Annotated in this window: 20 protein-coding genes and 1 tRNA gene; 11 read left to right on the top strand and 10 right to left on the bottom strand. The window is 63.4% G+C overall.

What is annotated here, in order from left to right; genetic code table 11:
* Positions 1-26 precede the first annotated feature (26 nt).
* Positions 27-1,943, bottom strand: a complete 1,917-nt coding sequence (locus B8784_RS04335; protein WP_143435280.1) for an HAD family hydrolase — start codon at positions 1,941-1,943, stop codon at positions 27-29.
* A gap of 340 nt (positions 1,944-2,283) precedes the next feature.
* Here B8784_RS04335 and B8784_RS04330 point away from each other — a divergent pair, with 340 nt between their 5' ends.
* Positions 2,284-3,726, top strand: coding sequence for a PAS domain S-box protein (locus tag B8784_RS04330; RefSeq protein WP_084396383.1), 1,443 nt, complete (start codon positions 2,284-2,286; stop codon positions 3,724-3,726).
* Here B8784_RS04330 and B8784_RS04325 read toward each other — a convergent pair.
* Positions 3,710-4,507 (bottom strand): DUF72 domain-containing protein, encoded by a 798-nt coding sequence (locus B8784_RS04325; RefSeq protein ID WP_084396382.1) that lies wholly within the window; start codon positions 4,505-4,507, stop codon positions 3,710-3,712. The two genes, B8784_RS04330 and B8784_RS04325, sit on opposite strands and share 17 nt — an antisense overlap.
* 106 nt (positions 4,508-4,613) lie before the next feature.
* Positions 4,614-5,177, bottom strand: a complete 564-nt coding sequence (locus B8784_RS04320; protein ID WP_143435279.1) for a hypothetical protein — start codon at positions 5,175-5,177, stop codon at positions 4,614-4,616.
* A 223-nt stretch (positions 5,178-5,400) separates the two neighbouring features.
* Here B8784_RS04320 and B8784_RS04315 point away from each other — a divergent pair, with 223 nt between their 5' ends.
* Together B8784_RS04315 and B8784_RS04310 are read left to right on the top strand one after the other, a co-directional pair.
* On the top strand, positions 5,401-6,015 hold the full coding sequence (locus B8784_RS04315; RefSeq protein WP_084396380.1) for a TetR/AcrR family transcriptional regulator: 615 nt from the start codon (positions 5,401-5,403) through the stop codon (positions 6,013-6,015).
* Positions 6,016-6,108: 93 nt separating this feature from the next.
* Positions 6,109-7,056: an alpha/beta fold hydrolase gene (locus B8784_RS04310; protein WP_084396410.1), complete on the top strand. Its 948-nt coding sequence runs from the start codon at positions 6,109-6,111 to the stop codon at positions 7,054-7,056.
* Positions 7,057-7,095: 39 nt separating this feature from the next.
* Here B8784_RS04310 and B8784_RS04305 read toward each other — a convergent pair.
* A tRNA-Ser gene (locus B8784_RS04305) sits at positions 7,096-7,186 on the bottom strand.
* Between the two features lie 111 nt (positions 7,187-7,297).
* Here B8784_RS04305 and msrA point away from each other — a divergent pair.
* From msrA to B8784_RS04285, 4 genes are read left to right on the top strand one after another with little or no spacing between them, the layout of a single operon-like run.
* A complete protein-coding gene (gene msrA / locus B8784_RS04300; protein WP_084396379.1) occupies positions 7,298-7,951 on the top strand; it encodes a peptide-methionine (S)-S-oxide reductase MsrA in 654 nt (217 codons plus the stop codon).
* 22 nt (positions 7,952-7,973) lie between these two features.
* Entirely contained in the window at positions 7,974-8,819 is an 846-nt protein-coding gene (gluQRS, locus tag B8784_RS04295) for a tRNA glutamyl-Q(34) synthetase GluQRS (protein ID WP_084396378.1), read from the top strand.
* Positions 8,820-9,764, top strand: a complete 945-nt coding sequence (locus B8784_RS04290; protein WP_084396377.1) for a DMT family transporter — start codon at positions 8,820-8,822, stop codon at positions 9,762-9,764.
* 32 nt (positions 9,765-9,796) lie between these two features.
* Positions 9,797-11,347 carry an alkaline phosphatase gene (locus B8784_RS04285; protein WP_084396376.1) on the top strand — a complete coding sequence of 517 codons (1,551 nt, stop codon included), beginning with the start codon at positions 9,797-9,799 and terminating at the stop codon, positions 11,345-11,347.
* Here B8784_RS04285 and B8784_RS04280 read toward each other — a convergent pair.
* From B8784_RS04280 to ykgO, 4 genes are all read right to left on the bottom strand, one after another.
* Positions 11,329-12,294 (bottom strand): alpha/beta fold hydrolase, encoded by a 966-nt coding sequence (locus tag B8784_RS04280; RefSeq protein ID WP_084396375.1) that lies wholly within the window; start codon positions 12,292-12,294, stop codon positions 11,329-11,331. The two genes, B8784_RS04285 and B8784_RS04280, sit on opposite strands and share 19 nt — an antisense overlap.
* A complete protein-coding gene (locus tag B8784_RS04275; RefSeq protein ID WP_143435278.1) occupies positions 12,291-12,821 on the bottom strand; it encodes a tetratricopeptide repeat protein in 531 nt (176 codons plus the stop codon). The genes B8784_RS04280 and B8784_RS04275 overlap by 4 nt, the downstream gene beginning before the upstream one ends.
* A gap of 63 nt (positions 12,822-12,884) precedes the next feature.
* Entirely contained in the window at positions 12,885-13,493 is a 609-nt protein-coding gene (locus tag B8784_RS04270; RefSeq protein ID WP_084396373.1) for an HAD-IA family hydrolase, read from the bottom strand.
* Positions 13,494-13,534: 41 nt separating this feature from the next.
* Entirely contained in the window at positions 13,535-13,660 is a 126-nt protein-coding gene (ykgO, locus tag B8784_RS04265) for a type B 50S ribosomal protein L36 (protein ID WP_084396372.1), read from the bottom strand.
* A gap of 109 nt (positions 13,661-13,769) precedes the next feature.
* On the opposite strand from ykgO, the gene B8784_RS04260 reads away from it, so the two are divergent.
* Complete coding sequence (locus tag B8784_RS04260; RefSeq protein ID WP_084396371.1) at positions 13,770-15,152, top strand: lytic murein transglycosylase; 1,383 nt, start codon at positions 13,770-13,772, stop codon at positions 15,150-15,152.
* A 3-nt stretch (positions 15,153-15,155) separates the two neighbouring features.
* Here B8784_RS04260 and B8784_RS04255 read toward each other — a convergent pair whose 3' ends face one another.
* Positions 15,156-16,454, bottom strand: a complete 1,299-nt coding sequence (locus B8784_RS04255) for an MFS transporter (protein ID WP_084396370.1) — start codon at positions 16,452-16,454, stop codon at positions 15,156-15,158.
* Between the two features lie 135 nt (positions 16,455-16,589).
* On the opposite strand from B8784_RS04255, the gene B8784_RS04250 reads away from it, so the two are divergent.
* The 3 genes from B8784_RS04250 to B8784_RS04240 all read left to right on the top strand — a co-directional run bounded on the left by B8784_RS04250 (position 16,590) and on the right by B8784_RS04240 (position 20,049).
* A complete protein-coding gene (locus B8784_RS04250; RefSeq protein WP_084396369.1) occupies positions 16,590-17,477 on the top strand; it encodes a motility-associated protein in 888 nt (295 codons plus the stop codon).
* 89 nt (positions 17,478-17,566) lie between these two features.
* A complete protein-coding gene (locus B8784_RS04245; RefSeq protein ID WP_084396368.1) occupies positions 17,567-18,091 on the top strand; it encodes a hypothetical protein in 525 nt (174 codons plus the stop codon).
* Positions 18,092-18,114: 23 nt separating this feature from the next.
* Positions 18,115-20,049 (top strand): cation:proton antiporter, encoded by a 1,935-nt coding sequence (locus B8784_RS04240; RefSeq protein WP_084396367.1) that lies wholly within the window; start codon positions 18,115-18,117, stop codon positions 20,047-20,049.
* Here B8784_RS04240 and B8784_RS04235 read toward each other — a convergent pair.
* On the bottom strand, positions 20,046-20,735 hold the full coding sequence (locus tag B8784_RS04235; protein WP_233355962.1) for a M48 family metallopeptidase: 690 nt from the start codon (positions 20,733-20,735) through the stop codon (positions 20,046-20,048). The two genes, B8784_RS04240 and B8784_RS04235, sit on opposite strands and share 4 nt — an antisense overlap.
* Between the last annotated feature and the right edge of the window lie 44 nt (positions 20,736-20,779).

The following is a 20,779-nucleotide window of genomic DNA, read 5'->3' as shown; positions in this document are numbered from 1 at the left end:
GGCCTAATGACAAGCGGGCCGGCTGGCTATTTGACCAGCTGGCCCCTTGCCCATCTCACGACATGATAGAATTCCATGCCCGCCTGCAGGACCGCGTAGGTGCGCGGGAAATAACTCACTGCTGACCCCGAGTGCCAGAGCGACTCGCGGATCTGTTTCAGCCGTCCGGTCCGGCTCAATGTGATCGTTTCTTCCTCGACCAGGGACTGACGCCCGAAATCGCGTGATCTCGGCTCAAGCGCGAGCAGCTGGCGCATTCTCGCATCAGGGAAACGCACCGCCTTTGAATAGGCCGACCACGCCTCGTCCATCGCATCCATTATCTCACCCGGCTGAGCGTCTTTCGCCTCATCGAGATAGGCAATGGCGCCCGCCAGGAACGGATCGGCGAAGCTCGAGGCCTTTTCTTCCCAGCCTTCTTCCTGAAGATTGCTGGTGACCCTGTCGCCCCCGCGCTCATAAGCGCGCACGGTCTGAAGGTCGGGTTCGAAGATCGACTCGATCAGCTGCCAGTATCGCAGGATGCTGGAGCGATGGTTGACCGGAGAGTATTCCGAGCCCTGGACCCAGAGCCCCGTCACCTTGCCGAAATGCGGCGCCGGCAAATTCTTGTAATTGGCCTTCGCCAGATGAAGCAGCTCCCAAGACACATCGGGCCGGCCGATCTGCAACATGTACAGCACCGTTCCGAAGAGCCCGGTATCGACGAGCACGACGCGCTCGGCGTCGCCGATGCATTCGTCGATGTGACGGTTGCAGAGCGCGTTCTGCGGCGCGATGGCCGCCTGAAGCCGCTGGCCATCAGGGCCGGAGAGGAAGGCTGTCATGCTGCTGCGGGTGACCGGCTCGTCCCAGCTCTCCGACAGCTCGATGGGCCGCCCGGCAATCGCGATCACCGCTTCGCGGACCGTCGTGTCCTCGAACTCTCTCGACAGTTCGTTGATGACGGCCTCCGGCCGCTTCCCAATAGCCAGGCGCGTCGCCGTGAGACGCGAGATCATGAAGGATTCCAGCGACAATGGCAGGGTTTCACCACGGTTCTGCAGCTGGCGCTCCAGCACCGCCTTCATCAGCAGGCCGCCGCGGGCGCAGAACAAGGCGACACTTTTCTTCCGCTTGCTGCTATTGGTGAGATAAAGGGAGGCCAGACTGGAATACTCCCAGAAGAGCGGGCCGAGCACCGCATGGCCGAAGTCCCATTTCGACCGGCAGGCCGACTCCAGACGCTGGCGAGCCGCCTTGCTCATCGGACCCGATGTGCGAACCGTATCCCTCATGGCCTGCCCGAGCCCGTTTGCCCGGCGGCGCGCGGTAAAGTGCCAGGGGCGCGGCAATTCCCTCGCGGCATAGCCGGCGTCTTCGGCGCGCTCGCGATCGGCAAGCCCGTCATCGCCGGTGTGCAGGAATTCGTCCGGGCGCAGTCCTTCCTTTTCGGCCACCAGGGCAAACAGCCCCCCGGCGCGCTTGGACTTGGCATGGTCCGCGCTGGAATAAACGGTGTGTACCGGAAGACGCCCGAACATCTGCTCCAGCAGCCATTCGACATCGGCACCGCTCAGGATTGTATCGCTGATCGCGACCGTCCGCCGGCCGGCGGCGGCTTGCTGCTCCAGCAAGGCGGCCAGCGCGCGGTTGGGCCTCAGATAGCGAAGCTCCAGAGCGAGCTCGACTTGCCGCATCTCCTCGGCAAAGGCGGCCGGAAGGCCAAGCATGGCGGCCTGCTGGCGAAGCACATCGACAAGACGCACTTCGTCCTCAGCCCCGTAAGCCTCGGCAGACTTGAACCAGAGCGTCTCACATTGCTGGCGCGCATAGGCAAAGTGCTGCGGCCTGAGCCCCAGCTGCGGATGGCTTTCACGCACCCGCTCAGCCAGATGCCGCGCCAGATCCCAACGCCGGCGCCGCTGACTGATAGGTTTTCGCAGCAGAAGTGTATCAAACACGTCTACTGACAGAGCTTTGAAGCGGGTGTCTGCGGCCAGGCTGCGAAAGGCCGCCAATCGGCCCTGTGACCGGGCCCGCTCCGTGTTTGTAGACATCGAGTCTTGTCCCTATGATCTCAATGTTAAGTGTTTTTACCACACTGCGAGAGAACAAACCACTCATTACTGGAAAGTGTTCCGGCAAGTTTTTATGAAATGCCCAAATTTCAGTCAAAGAAGGCGCAAGTTTTATACTCTCCTCTCAGGTTAAAACTACGGAATACTTTCGCGCGGAACCGTTGCGACCAAGCAGCGTTTGAGCCTGTTGTGAGCGTTTAGCACTGCGGATGAGGGAGACGGGGTGGTCAGCAGCACATCTGAACATGATATCGAACTGGAGCGGCTCGCTTCCATTGTGGCCTCCTCCGATGATGCCATCATCAGCAAGTCGCTGGATGGCATTGTGCGCACATGGAATGCCGGCGCGACGAAGATTTTCGGCTACCGGCCTGACGAGATTATCGGTCAGCCGATCACCATGCTCATCCCGCCGGAGCTGCACGGCGAAGAAACCGAAATACTTGCCAAGCTGAGGCGGGGCGAACGGATCGACCACTTCGACACGGTGCGCCTTGCGAAGGACGGGCGCCGGATCGATATCTCGCTCACCGTCTCGCCTTTGCGGAACCGGCACGGCGAGATTGTCGGGGCCTCCAAGGTTGCCCGCGACGTGACCGAGCGCAAGCGCGCCGAAGACCTGCAGAAACTGCTCGTCGACGAGCTCAATCACAGGGTCAAGAACACGCTGGCCATCGTTCAGTCGGTCGCCAGCCAGTCGATGGCCCATTCAAATAGCCCGTCGGACTTCATGGCCACCTTCACGGGCCGCCTTCAGGCCCTGTCGCTGGCGCACGACCTGCTGATCCGCGAGCGCATGCGGGGCATAAGCCTGCGGGAACTGGTCGAGGCCCATCTCACCCCGGATCCGAAGACCCCTGAGCGGATTGTCATCTCCGGCCCCGATGTCACGCTTCGCGGTACGCTGGTGACCCATCTCTCCCTCATCCTGCACGAACTGGCGACAAATGCGCGGAAATATGGCGCCCTCTCCAGACCGGATGGGCGGCTTCGCATTCGCTGGGCGCGCACCGAGGCCTCGGCAGACCGACTGACACTCGACTGGCAGGAAAACGGCGTGGCCGGCCTTGAAGCCCCCGGGTCCAGCGGCTTCGGTACGCAGCTTATCGAAAAGACGCTGAAGGCCAATGGTGGCTCGGCCCGCATGGAATTTGGCAAGGATGGCCTGCAGGCGCGTCTGGACATCGTTCTCGAAACCGGGACCGACATCAGCGAGACGCCTTCGGCCGAACCCGCTCGGCAACCGCGCGAGGAGCCAGCGCCGTCGGCCGATCTGGAAGGGTTGAAGGTTCTCATTGTCGAGGACGAGGCCATTGTCGCCATGGACCTGGAGATGAAGCTGGAACAGCTTGGCTGCGAGATTGCCGGCCTGGCTTCGAGCCTGGAGGAGGCAGACGAGATCCTGCAGCGGACCCATCCGGATATCGCCCTGCTCGATGCGAATCTTCAGGGCCAGCGCGTCGACCGCCTTGCCGAGGCGCTTCACAGCCGGGACATCCCCTTCGCCTTCTCCACCGGCTATGGCCGCGAGGCCCTGCCGGAAGGATTCCAGGACCGGGAGCTGCTCGCCAAACCGTTCGGCGAGGCGCGTTTCATCTCCGTGGTGTCACGCTTGGCAGGCCATGCCCGGCAGACAAAGCAGAGAGCCGTTACCCCACCCGCTTGATCAACTCCATCGCGGCCAGCGGATTGGCGACCTTGTGGCCACCGATCACATAAACGAAGACATCGCGCGCGCCCGGGGCCTGCTGGCCGGAGACCGTTTTCAGGCTGTCCGGCATATGCCCTTCAGAAAGTGACTTTGCCGTGCCGGCCCACGCATCAAGCGCCTTCGGGCCATAGCCGGCCTTGTAGCGCTCTTCGGTGCCCATCAGGCGCAGATAGGCAAAATCGCCCGTCTGATCGCCGATCGACGGATAATCTGAATCGCCGGCCGTGATGATGGCGGCACCGTATTTCCGCGCCAGATCGATGAACTCCGGCGTGCAGAAGCTTTCATGACGCACCTCGACGGCATGGCGCAGCGTCTGGCCATCGGCCTCACCGGGTAGCAGCGACAGGAAAGCCTCGAAATCTTCGGCGTCGAACTTTTTCGTGGCCATGAACTGCCAGTTGATGGGCCCAAGCTTCTTGCCGAGCAGGCCGATCCCGCTGTCGATGAACCGGTCAATCGACTCGCCCGCTTCCGCCAGCACGCGCCGGTTGGTGGCATAACGCGGGCCCTTCAGCGCGAAAACGAAATCGTCAGGCGTTTCGTCATGCCACTTGCGGAAACTCGCCGGCTTCTGCGAGCCGTAATAAGTGCCGTTGACCTCAATGGAGGAGAGCTTTGTGCTGGCATATTCCAGCTCGCGCTTCTGGGTGAGATCGTCCGGGTAGAAAGCCCCGCGCCAGGGCGCATAGGTCCACCCGCCAATGCCGATCCTGATCGTCCCATGCTGCGCCATGACGCCAAGCCTCTGAAGGAAGGCCTCACTCTGGCAAAGTCGGCCGGGTTGCGCCAGTCCCGTCGATGGGCAGGCAGGCCGGGAGCCGGCTTTTCAGACCCTCCGCCTAGTTGATAACCTGGTTCTGCTCGACGATCCGGCGGCGCTTCGGCCCCCAGCGATATTGCTGGGTATGGCGCAGCAGGCCGGAGGCCTTGAGGCTGCCATCCTCGAGATGCAGGCGGAACCCGCGGCGGGCCGCGACGGCCTTGCGGCTCGCGCCATGGATGCCGACGATGGTGATGTAGAAATCGATCTTGCCGTACTTCTGCAGCGGATCCGACGTCATATCGCCATGCTGAGCCGCGACGACCCGGTCCAGAAGGTCCTTGAACGTGCCGAGCTCAAGGCTTTCCCCGTCGGCCAGCGGTCTCTGGAAGGACTGCTCATGATTGTTGGCGACAGGCTCGGTAATGTCGCCGCCAAACCGTTCGCCATCGATCTCGATGTCGCCAGCGACATTCTGAATGTGAAAGCGGCCTTCGCTCATGTTCGAGACGAAACAGGTCGGCGTATTGTCGGTACTGACCGAGCAAGAAATGATCAGGCTGGACCGCCTCTGGCGCAGGATTCCGTTCAACAGCAATTGCAGATAGGTGATCCACACCATCACCATGATGACATTGGCCACGGCACTGATGGCCGACGCGTTTTGGCTTATAAAATCCAATGTGACCCCGTTTTTGTCAGATCGACTTGTCGGCCTGTGTACAGCTTGGGATCGCAACGCATGTGGCTTCGGTCTGTTTCAGATTGAACTGTCAGGCTCTGCGTCTCGGACTCCCGGCATTGAGCAGGCTGCCGCCAGACGCTAGAATCCTTGGGGATAGAGCCCGCGGGCCAGGAAAGACATCATGACAGACACAATGTCGGTCCGCCGGGGCCGCCCCCGCAGTTTCGATCGTGAGATAGCGTTGCGGAAAGCGATGCGGGTTTTCCAGGCCAACGGCTATGAAGGCACCTCCATGATGCAACTGGTCGAGGCGATGGGTATCGGCTCACCCAGTATCTATGCCGCCTTTGGCTCCAAGGAGGCGCTGTTCCGGGAGGCCGTCGAGCTTTACGCGGCTTCGGAGGTCGAACCCGCCTGGCAGGCACTGGACGAGATCCTGGATGCTCGTCTGGCTGTGCGGACAATGCTCCTGAGCTCGATCGACACCTATGTGGCGAACGGGCCCCAGCGCGGGTGTCTCGTCATGTTGGGCGCGAACCATCTCGGCAGTGGTGACGATTCCGTCCGCAGATTTCTTCGCGATCAGCGGCGCCGGTACCATGACCGCCTCGCGGCCCGCCTGAGCCGCGGCATCGAGGATGGCCATATCCCCTCCGACGTCGACCCGGGCACGCTGGCCGAGTGCGTCCTGGCCTTCTTCGGCGGCCTGACCATCGAAGCGGTGGACGGCACCAGGAAAGACACGCTTCATGAAGCCGCCGGCCTCTTTTGCGCACGCATGTTCGGCGACGCATAAAATTATGTAATCATCGACACATAAATCATTGTGTGCGCCCTTCTGCGTATTTATGTGCCGCTTGGCACAAAATTGAATATGGAAGGGCCCCTCATGACTCTCGCACCGTCTGACCGCGTCTCGCCGCTTTCCGGCTTCGGCTCGGTCACGAATGTCCCCCAACTCCCTGAGGGGTTCACCAACACCTTCAAAAGCTATCGTATCGATACCGGCAAGATTGGGCTGCACGCCGTCATCGGCGGCACCGGCGAGCCTCTTCTGCTGCATATTGGCTGGCCCCAGAACTGGTATGCCTGGCGCGATCTGATGCTGCCGCTAAGCGAGCATTATACCGTTATCGCCGTGGACCCGCGGGGCTTCGGTCTTTCCGACCGGCCAGCGGGCGGCTTCGACGTCGACACGCTCGCTGATGACATGTTCGGCCTGATGGATGTGCTCGGTCATGACCGCTTTATCATGGCTGGCCATGATATCGGCCTCATGGTCGGCTATGTCATGGCGGCCAGACAGCCCGATCGGATCCGGCGTATCGCGCTCGGCGAAGGCATGATCCTGGGCGCCTCGCCCTCCCCGCCGCTTATCCCCGAGGACCGGCGCACGAATGACTTCCTCTGGCATATGGGCTTCAACCGCGCGCTGGATATCAATGAGCGTCTGGTTGAAGGGCGCGAAGACCTGTTCTTCAATTATCAGTTCGCGACCAAGGCCGCGTCCCAGGACGCCGTGCCAAAACATGCACGTGAGTTCTATATCGAGGTGATGCGGCGTGTGCCCGGCACACTGAAAGCCAGCTTCGATCATTACCGCGCCCTGGACGAGACGATCCCGCAGCTGCGCGCCTACATCGCGAACAAGATCCCGGTGCCGGTCCCGACCTTTGCGGGCGCACTGGCCTGCGGCGACATGGTAGAGGCCGAATTCCGCACGCTCGCCGACAATGTCGAAGCGCTCGTCATCCCGGACTGCGGCCACTTCCCGTGTGAGGAAAAGCCAGACGAGCTGCTGGGCGCCCTCATGGCGTTTTTCGCGAAGGGAACGTAACTGGCCCGGGAGCGGGAGCGGGACTGGTCGAAGGAAAGCTGGCGGAGAGACAGGGATTCGAACCCTGGAGACGGGGATACCGCCTACACGCGTTCCAGGCGTGCGCCTTCGACCACTCGGCCACCTCTCCGCAGAAGTGCGCGTCTATATCGGAAGGGTGTAGGCTTAAGCAAGCCCGTGATTGTTAATCAGCTGCATACGCCCCATATTCCGGTCCCAAGCGATGAAAGGACGAGGCCCCATGTTCTTCTCCCGAAAGCCCGCCGCCATGCCCCAGAAAGGCAAGGCCCTGCCCGGCCGCGACACCCCGATCCCGACGGCCGACATCCACTTCGTCAATGGCCGCCCGCTCGATGCCGAAGCGCCGGACGGCTATGAGGAAATCGTGCTCGGCATGGGCTGTTTCTGGGGCGTCGAACGCATTTTCTGGCAGATGGACGGCGTGTGGCTGACGCAGGCCGGCTATGCCGGTGGCGAGACGCCGAACCCGACCTATGAAGAAACCTGCACGGGCCTGACCGGCCATACCGAGGTCGTGCGCGTCGTCTATGACCCGTCCAAGGTCTCCACGGGCGAGATTCTCAAGGCGTTCTGGGAAGGCCATGACCCGACGCAGGGCATGCGCCAGGGCAATGATGTCGGCACCCAGTACCGCTCCGCCATCTTCGTCACGACCGACGAACAGCTGGAAGCGGCGAAAGCCACCCGCAAGACCTATGAGAAGGCCCTGAAACAGGCCGGGCGGGACAAGATCACGACAGAGATCGGCAAGCTCGACGCCTTCTACCCGGCCGAGGACTATCACCAGCAATATCTCGCCAAGAATCCCGGCGGTTATTGCGGCATTGGCGGCACCGGCGTGTCCTGCCCGATGCCGACAGGTGTCAGCGCCTGAGCGATTTGCTAAGCGGGTCGGCGTGCCTGACTTCGTCACCCGCTTCGCCCCCTCGCCCACGGGCCTTCTGCATCTTGGCCATGCGGCCTCGGCCTTCCATGTGTGGGAGGCTGCCCGCCAGGCCGGTGGCCGAATGCTGCTGAGGATCGAGGATATCGACCTCGGCCGCTGCAAGCCGGAATATACCGACGCGATTTTCGAGGATCTCGCCTGGCTCGGCTTCGAATGGGAAGAGCTCGTCCGGATTCAGTCGGAGCATTTCGGCGAGTATGAAAAGGTCGTCGAGACGCTGACGGCGATGGGCCTGACCTATCGCTGCTTCCGCACGCGCAGCGAGATCGCCGAGGAACAGGCTCAGGCGGGCCTCGCGCCGGGCATGCCCTTCACTGGCCAGCCCCTGCCCCCGGAAGAGGAAGCCGAGCGCCTTGGCGCGGAGGCACCTTTCACCTGGCGGCTTTCGCTGGAGAAATGCCGGGCCTGGCTCGGACCCCGATATGACCAGCTCGCCTTCGAGCTGCTGAGCCCCGGCGGACACACGGAGACCGTCAAGGCGCGTCCGGACCTCCACGGCGACATCAATCTCACCCGCAAGGATTCCCCAACCGCTTATCATGTCGCGGCGACGCATGACGACGCGCTGCAGGGTATCACTCATGTCATTCGCGGCGAGGACCTTGCCGAGGCGGCCCATATACACGTCCTGCTGCAGGCGCTTATGGACTGGCCACAACCGGTCTACACCCATCACCCGCTCGTCATGGGCCCGGATGGCAAACGGCTCGCCAAGCGCTTCCAGTCAAAAAGCCTTGCGAGTCTCAGGGCCGACGGGCTATCGCCCGATCAGGTTCGCCGCCTGGCCGGAGTATGAATGACCGAGACCGAGCTTCATCTGCCCCCGGCCCGCGCATGGGTCGGCCCGCTCCTGCTGCTGGCAGGCGGTGTGATGATCGGGCTGGCCCCGATCGGGCTGCGTTACGGCCTCGACGCCCTTGGCCCCCAGGCGATTGCCTTCTGGCGCTATCTCTTCGCCATTCCGCTGCTCTTCATCCTGCTGGTCGGGATCGAGCAGCGCCTGCCGAGACAGATCAACCGCTATGTCGTCATGGCCGGGACCTTCTTCGCCCTCGATATCGGCCTGTGGCACTGGGGACTGACGCTGACGACCGTCGCGAACGCCACCTTCATCGTGAACCTCGGCAATATCTGCGTCGGCTTTGTCGCCTGGCTGTTCCTGAAGGAAAAGCCGAAGCCCATCTGGTTCATCGCGGTCCTTGTCGCGGTCGCCGGCGCAGCGGCCCTGTCGCTGGGCGGAGAGGCCGGAGGCAAGACCGACATTCGCGGCGACCTCATGGCGCTCGGCGCGGCCTGTCTCGTGGCCGCCTACATGCTCTGCTCGAAGCTGGCGCGTAACCGGCTCGGCGCGATGGATGTCATCTTCTGGCTGACCGTGGTGGAAGCCGGGGTGGCCGCCCTGCTGGTGCTGGTTTCCGGCGAGGCCTTCCTGCCCGCGACGCTCTCGGGCTTTGCCGCGCCGGCCTTTCTGGCGCTGGCCGCGCAGGTCGGCGGACAAGGGCTGATCATCGCCGGGCTTGGCCGCACGCCTGCTGCCGTGGCCGGCATTGTCGTGCTGATCCAGCCCGTCGTCGCCGCCGCGATTTCCTGGCAGCTGTTCGACGAACCGCTCACGGCCATCCAGGGCAGCGGGGCCGCGCTCATCCTGTTCGGCATCTGGCTGTCGCAAGGCGGCATCAGACGCAAAAGGCCGAAAACTGAAGCGAAACCGTTACAGGAGGCGGTTAAGAGCCCGTCATGACATGTCCAATTCAGAAGGTCCGGGAGGTCCCCATGCGTATCGTTTTCTTCACAATGGCCAGCGCTTTGACCCTTGCAGCCTGCACAGCCACGACAGCTCAGGCGAGGGAAGGCCAGAGCACCGAGCCGACGCTTGAACGCAGCAGCGTCCAGCCGCAGCAGGCCGGCGATTCCTATTACACGTCCGCTGCCGCCAGCGTGGCGAAACGCGCAGGGGCGGATTATGCGCCCAAGGCGAAGAATGTGATTCTGTTCGTGGGAGACGGCATGGGCGTCTCGACGGTCACGGCAGGACGCATCTATGCCGGCCAGCAGAAAGGCCTCGACGGGGAGAGCTACCGGCTCACCATGGAGACCCTGCCCTATTCGGCCTTTTCCAAGACCTATAGCCATGATGCCCAGGTTGCCGACAGCGCCTCGACGGCGACGGCGATGATGTCGGGCGTGAAGACACGCTCGCGCACGCTGGGCCTGAGGCAGGGCGTGGCCTACAGCAATTGCGCGTCTGCAGAGGGCCAGGGCACGGACTCGATCTTCGAGCTTGCTGAGGCTGCCGGCCTGTCGACTGGCATCGTTTCGACCGCCCGCATCACCCACGCCACCCCGGCGGCGACCTATTCCGAAGCGGCCAACCGCGACTGGGAGGACGATACGGAAGTCCAGGATTCCGGCTGCACGGATATCGCCCGCCAGCTGGTCGACTGGGGCAATGGTGACGGCTTCGAAGTCATCCTAGGCGGGGGCCGCGAATCCTTCCTGCCAGCCAGCGTTGCCGACCCGGAAACCGGTGAACCGGCCGGCCGCCGCGCTGACGGCGAGAACCTGATCGACGCCTGGCTCGCAGAGCCCGGGGAGCGGACCTATATCTACGACCAGGCCGGCTTCGACGCGACAGACTTTGCGAGCGACCAGAAGATCATGGGCCTCTTCCAGCCCTCTCATATGCAGTACTCTCTGGACCGGGGAGAAGATATTGCCGGAGAGCCCTCACTGGCGGAGATGACGAAAGCCGCCATCACCCGCCTGTCGCGCAGTGATGAGGGTTATGTCCTGCTCGTCGAAGGCGGGCGGGTCGATCATGGCCACCATGCGACCAATGCCGCCCGTGCGCTGGGCGATACCGCCGCGCTGGACGAAGCCGTCGCTGCCGCCCTCGATATGACCGATGCCGACGAGACACTGGTCATTGTAACGGCCGACCACTCTCACACCATGACGATTGCCGGCTATTCGTCGCGCAATAACGACATCCTCGGCAAGGCAGCCTACGGGCCGGGTGGTCTGGTGCGCGCCGACGATGGCAAGCCCTACACGACGCTCGGCTATGCCAATGGCAATACAGGCTGCAAGCCCGGCGCTGAGACATGCGTGCGCGAGGACATCACCGATGTCGACACGACCGACAAGGACTACCACCAGCAGGCGCTGATCTTTCAGGGCTCGGAGACCCATGCCGGTGAGGATGTGCCGGTCTTCGCGAGCGGGCCCGGCTCAGAGCTTGTGCGCGGGGTGATCGAGCAGAACGAGATCTTCCACGTCATGGGCCGAGCGAGCGGCCTGGTCAGCTACGACGCCGAGGACTGATCCGGCCCCTCGCCCGCCAGCTTGCGAATGGCGTCGGCCACTTCTGCCCCATGATCGTGATGGGGCATGTGGCCGCTATCGGCCAGCGGGACGAGGGTGAAGTCCGCGATCTGGTGTTTGATCTTTCCAGCATGGAGCGTTGGATTGATCACCGTGTCCTGGGCGCCTGAGAACAGGATGACGGGCACCTCGATCTCGGGATAACGCTCTTGCTGGGCGGCCAGTTCGTCGCGCAGCGCATTGACGTCTTCGGCATTGGCCCGGAAGGCGGGCGGACGGAAGAGCAGGCCGAGGCCAGCCTTCTCGTAATAGTTCTCCGGCGCGTCATTCGGATCGAAAACGCCGTCTATGCCGCTTTTGACCTGCGATGGCCCGGCAATCGGCGCCAGTTGTGAGAACAGTGGCCCGACCACGGGCGGGGCGGCAAACTGGTTGTACCAGGCCACACCGCCGCCGCCCCAGTCATGGGTCGTCGGCGCCAGCAGGACGAGTCCCTTTACCAGCTCGGGATGGTCGAGCGCGACCCGAAGCGCGACAGACCCGCCATAGGAATGACCAACCACAACCGCCTTTTCGCCCGGCGCAAGCTTTCTCAGCGCCCCGGCCATCTGGGCGGCCTGCACTGCGAGCCGGTCAGCCGCATTCGGGCGCCCGGAATAGCCATGGCCCGGCCGGCTCGGCATCAGGATGCGGTGGGTCTCCTCAAGCCGCGGGGCGAGGGTAAAGGTGAACTCGCGCGCATTCGCAGACGCGCCATGGATCATCAGGACGACCGGGCCGCTTTCTCCGGCCTCGATCACCTGGACCGGCGCGCCATTGACCTCCACCGTCTCGCCGACGGGCGGCCAGCGCGTCTCCGCACGGCTGGTATAGATGGCGCTATGAAAGCAGCCGCTGACCAGCCCGCCTGCCAGAAGGACAAAGACGACGAGACTGACCAGTTTCAAAGCCCCTGCCCGTTCATCTCTTTCACGAGACGGGCTTCAGCGGACTTTGCGGGACCGAGCGTCGGATGGATCTTCAGCGCTTCACGATAGGCTTCGAGCGCCTCATCCCTGGCGCCAAGCTCCTCGAGCACACGGCCGAGCCCTGTCCAGGCGGCAAAATGGCGGGGCTCGAGCTCCAGCGCCTTGTTCACGTCACGCAGCGCCTCGTCATACTTGTCTTCGCGCAGGAAGACCGACGCGCGCCGGTTATAGGCTTCGGCATATTCCGGCTGGATGGCGATGACGCGGTCATAAAGTTCGCGCGCCAGTTCCAGCTCGCCATTCGATTGCGCGGTGACCGCGCGTTCCATGATGAGATCGGCCGCAGCCGAACCGCTTTCCATCCAGGCCGCCCAGATATCGAGCGCGACGCTGGCGGCCTCTTCCTCGCTCGGGGCCTGCTTCAGCTCTTCGAACATCTCGTCCGACGGCCCATAGCCCTGCCCGGAGAGCATGAGGATCGAGGCGAAGGCGAAGGCTTTGAACATGACACCAAGTATGAGGCGATCAGGGGCTCCGGCAAGGCCCCAATGCGGCAATGTGCGGGCGGCTTACAGGAATCCCCTGGCTGCCAGCGCCTTTTCGAGATCGTCAGCTCCCTGGAAATGGTGCGTATCGAGCCCCAGCGCGCGGGCGGCCTCGACATTTTTCAAGCTGTCATCAATGAAGAAGACATCGCCGGGATCGGGATGTCCCATCCGCTTGAGCGCGATCTCGTAGATGGCCGGGTCGGGCTTCACCACGCCCTCCTCGCCGGACACGACAACGTCGCGCAGGCGGCCAAGAACCGGGAAACGCTCCAGCGTCTCGGGCCAGACTTCGGCAGGCATATTGGACAGGCCGTAGAGCGGATGACCGGCGGCATCGAGCGCTTCGATCAGCGCGTCGGTGCCTGTGACATAGCCGTCGAACATGTCGAACCAGCGCGTGCGCCAGGCATCGATCTCGGCGGCATGGTGCGGGTATTCGGCCTTCAGGCGCGCGGCATTCTCCGCCATCGGCACGCCGCGGTCATGCTCGACATGCCAGGCAAGCGTACAGACTTCGTCGCAGAAGCGGCGAGCCTCTTCCTCTGTCGGGAAAATTTGGCGGTACAGACGGACCGGTTTCCAGTCCACCACAACATTGCCCAAATCAAACAGGACGATGCGCTCAGCCACGGGAGACGAACCTCCCGGCGCTCAGCGCATTCATCTTCTGCTTAACCCTGTTTTGCTTTAAAGCGAGGATCGGTCTTGTTGATGACGTACACACGGCCCCGGCGGCGCACGACCTTGCAATCGCGGTGGCGCGTCTTCAGGGCTTTGAGAGATGATTTGACTTTCATGAGGCTGGCCCTGCGTTTACTGGAAACTTGTAAGGGCGCGGAGATAGCCAAAGGCCCATTGAGAGTCAACGCCGCAGACACACCAGAACGGTAATAGGGATTCGCAGTCATGAATGATCTGAAACTGAAATCGCAACGCTGGGTCTATGCCGCAGCCCTCAGCGCACTGATCGGGGCCTGTGCCGCGACCCCGCAGACAAGCGAGCCCGGCGCCAGCCCGGCTCCCGGTGCACCGGGCGCCGAAGCGCCTCAGCCCCAGGGCCCGGGTGACCCGACCGGGACGAGTGACGGCACTCCCTATGCCGGCCCGACCGGCCCGTTCACCCCGTCCGGCAACCTCTCCATGGACCGCTGGCGCGAGGATTTCGCCAACCGCGCCCGCTCGAAAGGGGAAAACCCGGCGGTCGTTTACGCCATCCTCGAAGGCATCAGCCCGCTGGAGCTTTACCTCAGCGAAGATGTCGGCGTGGCCAGCACCGGGATTGCCGACCAGGCCGAGTTCGCCAAGGCGATCTGGGAGTATCTGCGCACCGCCGTTACCAACAGCCGCTTCGAGACCGGCCAGCAGAAGCTGCGCGAGCTGTCCCCCACCTTCGACACCCTTGAGCAGACCTATGGCGTCAACCGCGAAGCCATTGCCGCCATTTGGGCGATGGAGACCAATTTCGGCTCCTATATCGGCAATTACGATGCCGCCAACACGCTCTCCAACATGGCCGTCGAGGGGCGGCGTCGCAGCTTTGCCGAAAACCAGCTCTATGCCCTGATGGAAATCCTCGAAAAGGGCTTTGCCGACCGCGAGCAGCTGGGCTCCGGCTGGGCCGGGGCGATGGGGCAAACGCAGTTCATGCCGACGACCTATCTCGCCTATGCGCAGGATTATGACCGCGACGGCCATGCCGATATCTGGGCGAATGCCCCGGATGCCCTCGCCTCGGCGGCCAATTACCTCTCTTCCTCGGGCTATGTCTTCGACGAGCCTTGGGGCATCGAGATCCTCGCGCCAGCGAATTTCGACTGGTCCTATGCCGATGGCAATGAGCGCCGCATGGCGACCTGGAAATCGCTCGGCCTCTCACCCATTCGCGGCGGCGGCTTCGACGTCGATGACAACACCTATGCCGAGCTCTGGCTGCCCGCCGGGGCGGAAGGGCCGAAATACCTGCTGTTCAAGAATTTCAACGTCTTCAAGACCTATAACAATGCCGACAGCTATGCTCTAGCCGTTGGCCTGCTGGCAGACGGCATGGAGGGCAAGTACGGCCCGGTCGCGGCCTGGCCGAAACATATCGAGCGGCTGAGCACGCAGGAGGTCATGACGCTTCAGGAGACGCTGAACGATCTCGGCTTCGAGGCCGGACCGGTCGACGGCATTCCCGGGCGCGGCACCAAGGCCGCACTCCAGCGCTTCCAGAAGGCGCAGGGCATGCCGGCGGACGGCTACCCCTCCGGACCGGCGCTCGATGCGGTGCTTGCGGCGGCAGGCAGCTAGCGGTCAGTCGTACATCTCGGGCGGCTCATCCGGGTCATCGGCCACGACCTGGCTGGCCGGGAAGACCTTGCGGGCGAACACCGCCATGACGAGCAGCATGACACCGGCACCGATAAAAGGGGCGAAGGGGTGGACGTTCTGATACGTCCACGGCCCGAAGAGCGGGCTGACGATAAAGCCCATGCCATTGGCAGATATAACCAGGCCGGCGACATTGCCCTGCAGGCTTGAGCCGACCGAGAGCGAGGCCCCGCTCGAGAAGCCGGGCCGGGCGAGCCCCTGGCCGATGCCGACAAAGAACTGCGCGAGGACAAGCACCGCAAACTCCCGCGTCGGCACGATCAGGAAGGCGCCGAGCGACAGGATCAGCGCGCCGGAGACCATGAGTTCACGGTTGGTCATTTTTAGGCGCGGAATGATGACGAGCTGGGAGATCAGCGTACCGGCCGCCCCGACGGTGTAGGCCGGGCCGGTAAACTGCATCGCATCGGCGCCGTCGACATCGATCTTGTCCATGATGGCGAAGGCGAAGGTCTGGGTCAGCACACCGGTGACGATCGACAGCGACACAGCGAAGACGAGATAGGGCAGGACGCGCGGATCGCGCCACAGGCCGTCGCCCTCACGCTTGCCGCTGCGTTTGAAGCCGACCTCACGCTTTGGCGGGGTTTGCTCTGGCAGGCGGGTAAAGATCAGCAGGGAGAGAACCGCGGCGATCGCGCTGATCATGAAGACCGAGGTCAGCAAGCCGAACACAGCCCCGGCGGCGGCGGCAAAGGCCGGTCCCGCAACGGCCCCGAAGCTGAAGCCCGATGTCAGCGAGGCGATCTCTTCCGTGCGTTTGTCCCGGCTTGTCCGGTCGGCGACATAAGCCTGGGCGGCGGGATTCGTGCCCGAGCCGAACAGGCCGAACAGGGTGCGCGAGCAGAGCAGGCAGACAAAGATGACGATTGCGCTCTTGATGTGCCCGGAGATGGCCAGCGCCGCAAAGGTGCCGAAGAGCAGCATGGAAACGGAAAAACCCAGCATGCCGAGCGCGGCGACCCGGCGCCGGCCCCAGTCATTGCTCTTACGGCCCCAGAAGGATGAGGTGATCGCCCACATCGTTGCCGAAAGCGAGAAAATGGCCCCGGCCATCCAGTCCGGCAGACCCAGATCGCGCGACAGGGGCGGCAGGATGGCCGAGACCAGCATCGTATTGCCCGCCCCGACGGCCAGGAGCGCGAAGAAAAGTAGCCGGAAGGCCCCGCGCCGGTCCGGCCTGTCCTGTCCTTGATCGGGGGGAGACGTCGTTGCCACCATGGCCCCTCTTCGGCTGCTGCCGGGAAAAGATCAAGCATGACGTCCCGTCCGCGCCGGGGCGATGGTTATCGCGGAAACCTTATTGAAAGCTCCCCATGCGAGACTGCCGGCTGGTCCTAGTTTCGCGGAGCCTCGATGACACAGCTATTCGGCATTCTGACGGTCTTCATCCTGATCATCGGCGCGCTCATCTTCAGCGGCAGCCCGGCCGTTGTCGAAGCCCTGCCTTTCGAACTGGCACTGATCGGCGGGGCGGCTATCGGCACGCTGCTGATCGGAAACTCGCCCCAGATCGCGCGCGACGCAGCCGGCGGATTCGTGAAGGCGCTGCGCGGGCCGAAATGGACGAAAGCCGACTATGCCGACCTCCTGACCGGCCTGCATGATTTGATGCGCCGGGCGCGCCGGGGCGGTGTGATCGCCATCGAAGCCGATATCGAATCACCGGAAACATCCGCCGTCTTCCGCAATCGCCCGCGTCTTCTGGCCGACCCGGCAGCCTGTTCGCTGATCACCGACAGCTTTCGCATCATGGCGCTCAACCCGGGTGGCAAGTCGCCGGTCGAGGCGCACATGCATGATGCCCTCGCCACGATTGCCGCAGGCCGCCACAAGGCCGTCAACGCGCTGAACACGCTGGCCGACGCCCTGCCCGCGCTTGGGATCGTCGCCGCCGTCCTCGGCATCATCAAGACGATGAGCATGATCGACCAGTCTCCGGATGTGCTGGGGCCGATGATCGCCGCAGCCCTGCTCGGCACCTTTCTCGGCGTCTTCCTCGCCTATGGCCTGATCGGACCGATTGCCGCGCGCTTCGCCCAGGTGGTCGACGAGGAAATGCAGTATCTGGAAACGATCCGCGCGATGCTGTGCGCGCATGATGCCGGGATCGCTCCGGCCACCGCTGTCGAGGTTGCCCGTTCCAGCCTGCCCATGCATTTGCGGCCCAGCCTGTCGGAAATTGACGCCTCGCTTCAGACGGTCGAAAGCCTGCCTGCCAGCCTGAAGCAGCGGACCGCCTGATTCCCCTACAGTTTCGCACCGCACCATCTGGTTTTATGCCAGCCGGTACACTAGGTGTTGTCGAACCATCGCGACCATAGGAGCGCCGGATGACGCGATTTGACGACCTGTTAGCGACGGTCGAGAAATACCAGGCCCTGGCCGCGGAGAATTATGCCCGTGTGCGTCAGCTGGCCGAGGAATTGCGCGCCGGCCTGTGCGATTATCTCGATTCGTCAGGTGGAATCTGTGTCCAGCTGGTCCCGCCGGGCGGTGAGTTCGAACCCCGGAATTATGGCGATCAGGCGTTTTCCGTGGCCCCGAACGGGTTTCGCCCGCTCGGCCCCATCGCTTTCGGGCTGGCTGTCCGGGTCACAAAAGGCACTGACTGGATCCGTGTCACGATGCAGTGCCAGAAGATCGGCGAAAAGGTTGTTCTCGATATCCAGGGCGGAGAGTCCTTCAGCCTCTCGCTCCCGCTGACGGAGGATGACTCCGCGAAATTGTTCGAATATGTCTATAAGCACGTACTAAACTGGTTTCAGTCCAAGATCGATCAATACGAACAAGGGGAATACGGCACACGCGAGATTGGCTTTGACTTCTCGCGCGAAACCGAAAACGCCAAGGCCTGATCCGGCCGAGCGATCTTCTAACCATGCCCGACATGAATATCCTCCTTGCTGCTGCAGGCTCCGATAGCCTGATCTTCGCCTGCGCCCTGATCGGCGCGCTGGGCCTCGGCGCGCAATGGCTGGCCTGGCGGCTCCAGGCCCCGGCCATCGTGCTGATGGCGCTTGCGGGGCTTGCCGCAGGCCCGGTCTGGCAGATCCTTTTCGGCGAACCGCTTCTGGACCCGTCGGCCACATTCAGAGACCTGTTGCGTCCGATTGTGTCCCTGTCGGTGGCCGTGATCCTGTTCGAAGGCGGTCTGATCCTGAAATTCGAGAACTTGCGCGACGCCGGGGCCTCGGTGCGGCGCATGGTCTTCTTCGGTGGGCCGCTGGCCTGGATCCTCGGCTCCCTGGCCGCGCGCTACGCCGCCAACCTCGACTGGGCCAGCGCCGTCGTCTTTGCCGGCATCATGGTGGTGACCGGGCCGACTGTCATCATGCCGCTGATGCGCCAGTCGAAGCTCTCCGGACGGCCCGCCCAGTTCCTGAAATGGGAAGGGATCGTCAACGACCCGATCGGCGCGCTGTTTGCCGTCGCCGCCTATGAAATTGTCCGCGTGGCCTCCCAGGGCGAGTCTACGCTCTGGGCCGGCATGGGCATTCTCGCTGCCGCGGGCATGGGCGTCCTGCTTGGCATCGGGTTCGGGCTGGCCATGTCGCGCGCCTTCCGGGAAGGCTGGACGCCGGAGTATCTGAAAGCCCCGCTGATCTTCGCCTCGATCATCCTCTGTTATGCCATTGCCGAGGAAGTCGAGCACGAAACCGGCCTCGTGGCCGTGACCGCCTATGGCATGACGCTCGCCAATTCACGCCTGGCCGATCTCTCGGAACTCAGAAAGTTCAAGGAAGACATCGCCGTATTGCTGGTCTCTGGCGTGTTCGTCATCCTCACCGCTGACCTCACGCCAAGCATCATCGCCTCGGCGCTGAACATGAACACGCTGCTTTTCCTGCTCTGCATGCTGTTCGTGGTGCGCCCGCTTTCGGTCTGGATTGCCACCGCCGGGACGCTGAGCCGCAAGGAAGCCCTGCTTCTGGGCTGGATCGCGCCGCGCGGGATTGTGGCGGTCGCCGTCTCCGGCCTTTTCGGCTCTCTGCTGGTCGACCTGGATCGGGTCGGGAAATTCAATTTCTCGGGCGCAGACCAGATCGTGCCGCTGGCCTTCGCCATGGTGTTTGTGACCGTCGTGGTTCACGGCTTCACCATCGGCCCGCTCGCCCGCCGGCTCGGCCTGGCACGCTCCGAGAAGCCGGGTGTCCTTCTGGTGGGGGCCAACTCCTGGAGCGTCGAATTCGCCAAGGCCCTGAAGGCCAGCAAGATCGACGTCATCATGGCCGACAGCAATTACCGCCGCCTGCGGCCCGCACGCGAAGCAGGCCTCGACACCTTCCTTGGCGAAGTCCTGTCCGAAGATGCTGAGATCAAGCTCGACCACTCGCGCTTTGCGACGGTGGTGGCCCTATCGACCAACGACTCCCACAATGCGCTGGTGTGTAACCAGTTTGCCCCGGAAGTCGGCCGCCACCGCGTCTATCAGCTTTCGCTGTCGGAAGGCGATGATGTGGACGACAAGTCCGTCGGCTCGTCAGCCCGCGGGCGCACGCTGATCCGGCGGGGACGCACCTATGACGGCCTGATCCGCGACCAGTATCGCGGCTGGACCTTCTCGCGCACGCGGCTGACGGACAAGTACACGCTGGAACAGTTCCTCGCCGAGCGGCCCAAGGGCGACCTGGTCGCCGAAATCCGCCCGGACGGCTCGCTGGTCCTACTGGGGCCCAGCCGCGAGGCCCGCGGCGGAGAAGGCGCGACGATCATCAGCTTTGCGCCGGATCAGCAGCCGACCCAGCAGAACCAGGCCCAGAACGGCGAGAAGGCCGATGCCAAGGACACCAAGAACGAGTCGGCAAAAACCTAGGCTGAGACGGCGTGAAGCCCTGAGCCATGCCGCCTCAGCCAGGCCCGCTCCTGCTTCCAGTGCGGCCGGCAGCGCTCGACATGCGCCCAGAAACGCGGGCTGTGGTTCATCTCCAGCAGGTGCGCGCATTCATGCGCAGCGACATAGTCGAGCACCTCAGGCGGCGCCATGATAAGACGCCAGGAAAAGGCGAGCCGGCCATCCGATGTACACGAGCCCCAGCGCGAGCGGGTGTCCTTCACGGTAACGCGGCGGGCATCGACCTCCAGCGTGGCGCAATACTGGTCGACCGCGCGGGTAAGCTCGCTCTTGGCGAGCGTCCGAAGAAAGCGCTCGGCGCGCCGGCCAATCGTCTCCGGATCGCCAGGCAGGCTCAGCACATGCGGCTCACCTTCATGCAGCACCGCCTTGCGGCCCTCGCCCTCCAGCGTGATGAGGCAGTCACTCCCCTTCAGCAGGAAGCGTTTATTGTGGGCCAGGCGCGCGACCGGCGGCAGTTTCCGCAGCCGCGAGGCCGCCCAGTCCAGACGCTCCTCGGCGAAGCGGGCCGCCGCCGGCACGAACCGTTTTGACGGACAAACAGCAACAGCTTCACGGTTTTGTTCATCAAGCCTTAAAATCAGACGTTTAGCGCGCGGGTTGACTTCGATCCGCACCGGGATTTCCAGACCACAAGCTGAGGTCATGAGGAGTGTCTGGTTTTTATCGGTCATCATGGTAATGCTCGACT

The sequence above is a fragment of the Henriciella aquimarina genome (assembly GCF_002088975.1).
GTDB lineage: Bacteria > Pseudomonadota > Alphaproteobacteria > Caulobacterales > Hyphomonadaceae > Henriciella > Henriciella aquimarina.
This window is presented reverse-complemented; position numbering and strand designations above follow the sequence as displayed.